This is a genomic window from Pseudomonas sp. BN606 (genome assembly GCF_029873115.1).
In the GTDB taxonomy this organism is placed as follows: domain Bacteria; phylum Pseudomonadota; class Gammaproteobacteria; order Pseudomonadales; family Pseudomonadaceae; genus Metapseudomonas.
In genome coordinates, this window is sequence record NZ_SSOF01000040.1 from 1 (window position 1) to 3192 (window position 3192).

Below are 3192 nucleotides of genomic sequence, written 5' to 3' on the forward strand. Positions count from 1 at the left end.
CGCTACGACTACAACTTCGCGGCTGTCGGGATTCCGGGGCTGACCTTCATGACCCGCTACCTCAGCGGCGACGGCATCGAGTTGGGCGCTGGCCGCGAGGACGGCAAGGAGTGGGAGCGCGACACCGATATCGCCTACGTGGTGCAGAGCGGCCCGCTGAAGAACCTTGGATTGAAGTGGCGCAACGCGACAGTGCGTTCGACCAACTTCGGCAACGACCTCGACGAGAACCGCCTGATCCTCAGCTACACCCTGCCGCTCTGGTAAGGGCCTCACCCAAGGTCGCAGCGGCCGATGGCCCGCACGCGCCACCCCTCTTCCTTCAAGGAGAGGGGCTTCCGTAGGCTGGCGCTGAGCGCTGCGAAGCCCAACGCGACGAACGCCAACCCTCCCCCGAAAGGTCGGTACCGCAGCATTTGTAGGAGCGAGCTCTGCTCGCGAACCTTCGGAGCAGGACCGTTCGCGAGCAGAGCTCGCTCCTACACAAAAGCCGTGCTGCGCATATCGCCCAAGTTCCAACCCGGCGCCCCAAGGTGGATGCAATAAGCGGCATCCACCCAGTGCGAGCGAGTTCATTCGCGAAAGGCCGAACAGCCGCCCTTGGGACACTCAATGAAATTATGATTTTTTTGCACATCGCACCGGTTTTTCTGCTCGTTCTTATTTGATTAACGCCTGCATATACTCAGTTCACCAGCCCGGCCTAAAACCGGAACGACTCAAAATAACAATCAAGGGCTCGCGCCATGAATCACAACAGCCTCCCCTTCCTTGCCGCTCGTGACTTCCTCCTGGCCCACCGCACTGACTACGACACCGCCGTGCGCGGTTTCCGCTGGCCACAGCTCAAGGAGTTCAACTGGGCCCTGGACTATTTCGATGACATGGCCAAGGGCAACCAGGCGCCGGCACTCTGGATAGTCGAAGAGGATGGCAGCGAGCGCCGCTATAGCTTCCAGGAGCTGTCCGAGCGCTCCAACCGTGTCGCCAACCACCTGCGAGCCCTGGGCGTGAAGCGCGGCCAACGCATCCTGATGATGCTCGGCAACGACATCGCTCTGTGGGAGACCATGCTGGCTGCCTTCAAGCTTGGCGCCGTAGTGATCCCCGCCACCGCCCTGCTCACCTCCGAGGACCTGCGCGATCGCATCGAGCGCGGCCGGATCAACCATGTAGTAGCCGGCGGCGCCCACCTGGAAAAATTCAATGGCCTGGCCGAAGGCCTCACCCGCATCAGCGTCGGCGGTGATGCATCGGGCTGGACGCCGCACAGCGCGGCGGAGCAATACCCGGCCGAGTTCCAGGCCGAGGGCGTGACGCTCGCCACCGACCCGATGCTGCTGTACTTCACGTCCGGCACCACCTCCAAACCGAAGATGGTGCTGCACAGCCACCAGAGCTACCCGGTCGGTCACCTGTCGACCATGTACTGGATCGGCCTGCGACCTGGCGACCTGCACCTGAACATCTCTTCCCCGGGCTGGGCCAAGCATGCCTGGAGCTGCTTCTTCGCCCCCTGGAACGCCGGTGCGTGCATCTTCATCCACAACGTCGCGCGCTTCAGCGCCCAGGCCTTGCTCGGCGCGCTGGAGCGCTACGGCGTCACCAGCCTGTGCGCACCGCCCACCGTGTGGCGCATGCTGATCCAGGAAGACCTGGCCAGCTACCGCAGCCGCCTGCGCCTGCGTGAACTGGTGGGCGCTGGCGAGCCGCTCAACCCGGAAATCATCGAGCAGGTCCAGCACGCCTGGGGCCTCGATCTGCGCGATGGCTTCGGCCAGTCGGAAACCACCGCCCTGGTCGGCAATACCCCTGGCCAGAAGCTCAAGCCGGGCTCCATGGGCCGACCACTGCCCGGCTACCAGGTGACCATGCTCGACCCTGACGGCCAGCCCGCCAACGAAGGCGAAGTGGCCCTGCCGCTGGAGGTCCGTCCGCTGGGCCTGATGCTCTGCTACGAAGACAACCCGGAGAAGACCGCCGAAGTGATGCGCGACGGTTACTACCGCACCGGCGACACTGCGCAGATCTGCGAAGACGGCTACATCACCTTCGTCGGCCGTGCCGATGACGTGTTCAAGGCCTCCGACTACCGCATCAGCCCCTTCGAACTGGAAAGCGCGCTGATCGAGCATCCCGCCGTCATGGAAGTGGCCATCGTGCCCAGCCCCGACCCGGTGCGCCTGGCGGTGCCCAAGGCCTTCCTGATCCTCGCCCACGACCAACCCGGCAGCGCCGAACTGGCCTTGAGCATCCTCGCCTTCGCCCGCGAGCACCTGGCGCCCTACAAGCGTGTGCGCCGCATCGAGTTCGTCAGCGAACTGCCCAAGACCATCTCCGGGAAGATCCGCCGCGTGGAACTGCGGCAAATGGAAGTGCAACGCCGCCAGGGCGATGCACGGGGCGCCGGCGAGTACTTCGAAGAAGACTTCCCGCAGCTCAAGGGCTGATTCCGGGCCGGTTCGCCGGCCCTCCCACTAATACCCCGACCGCTCGGACGACTTGCCCGAGGGGCCTCACTCGACCCAACGAAAGCAGGCAGGACCCATACATGACCTCTTCCAGCGTTCCCAGCGTCAAGCTGCTCATCAACGGTGAATTCGTCGAATCCAAGTCCCAGCAGTGGCGCGACGTGGTCAACCCGGCGACCCAGGAAGTCCTGGCCCGCGTACCCTTCGCCACCCAGGACGAGATGAACGCCGCTGTTGCCGCCGCCCAGGACGCCTTCAAGACCTGGCGCAAGACCCCGATCGGCGCACGCGCCCGCATCTTCCTCAAGTACCAGCAGCTGATCCGCGAGAACATCAAGGAGCTGGCCGCCCTGCTCACCGCCGAACAGGGCAAGACCCTGCCGGACGCCGAGGGCGACGTCTTTCGTGGCCTTGAGGTGGTAGAACACGCCGCCAACATCGGCACCCTGCAGATGGGCGAACTGGCCAACAACGTCGCCAACGGCGTGGACACCTACACCCTGCTGCAACCGATCGGCGTGTGCGCCGGCATCACCCCGTTCAACTTCCCGGCGATGATCCCACTGTGGATGTTCCCCATGGCCATCGCCTGCGGTAACACCTTCGTCCTCAAGCCCTCCGAGCAGGACCCGCTGGTGACCATGCGCCTGGTCGAGCTGGCGCTGGAAGCCGGCATCCCGAAAGGCGTGCTGAACGTGATCCACGGCGGCGTCGATGCGGT

General features: G+C 64.5%; 3 protein-coding genes. All 3 read left to right on the forward strand.

From position 1 onward, the window contains the following. The coding region (locus tag E8E75_RS04395; protein WP_280357906.1) for an OprD family outer membrane porin at positions 1-267 on the forward strand (267 nt) is incomplete at its 5' end. Between the two features lie 479 nt (positions 268-746). After that, positions 747-2450 carry an AMP-binding protein gene (locus E8E75_RS04400; protein WP_280358123.1) on the forward strand — a complete coding sequence of 568 codons (1704 nt, stop codon included), beginning with the start codon at positions 747-749 and terminating at the stop codon, positions 2448-2450. A gap of 101 nt (positions 2451-2551) precedes the next feature. Beyond that, positions 2552-3192, forward strand: a 641-nt coding sequence (locus E8E75_RS04405) for an aldehyde dehydrogenase family protein (protein WP_280358125.1), incomplete at its 3' end; no start/stop codon positions are given.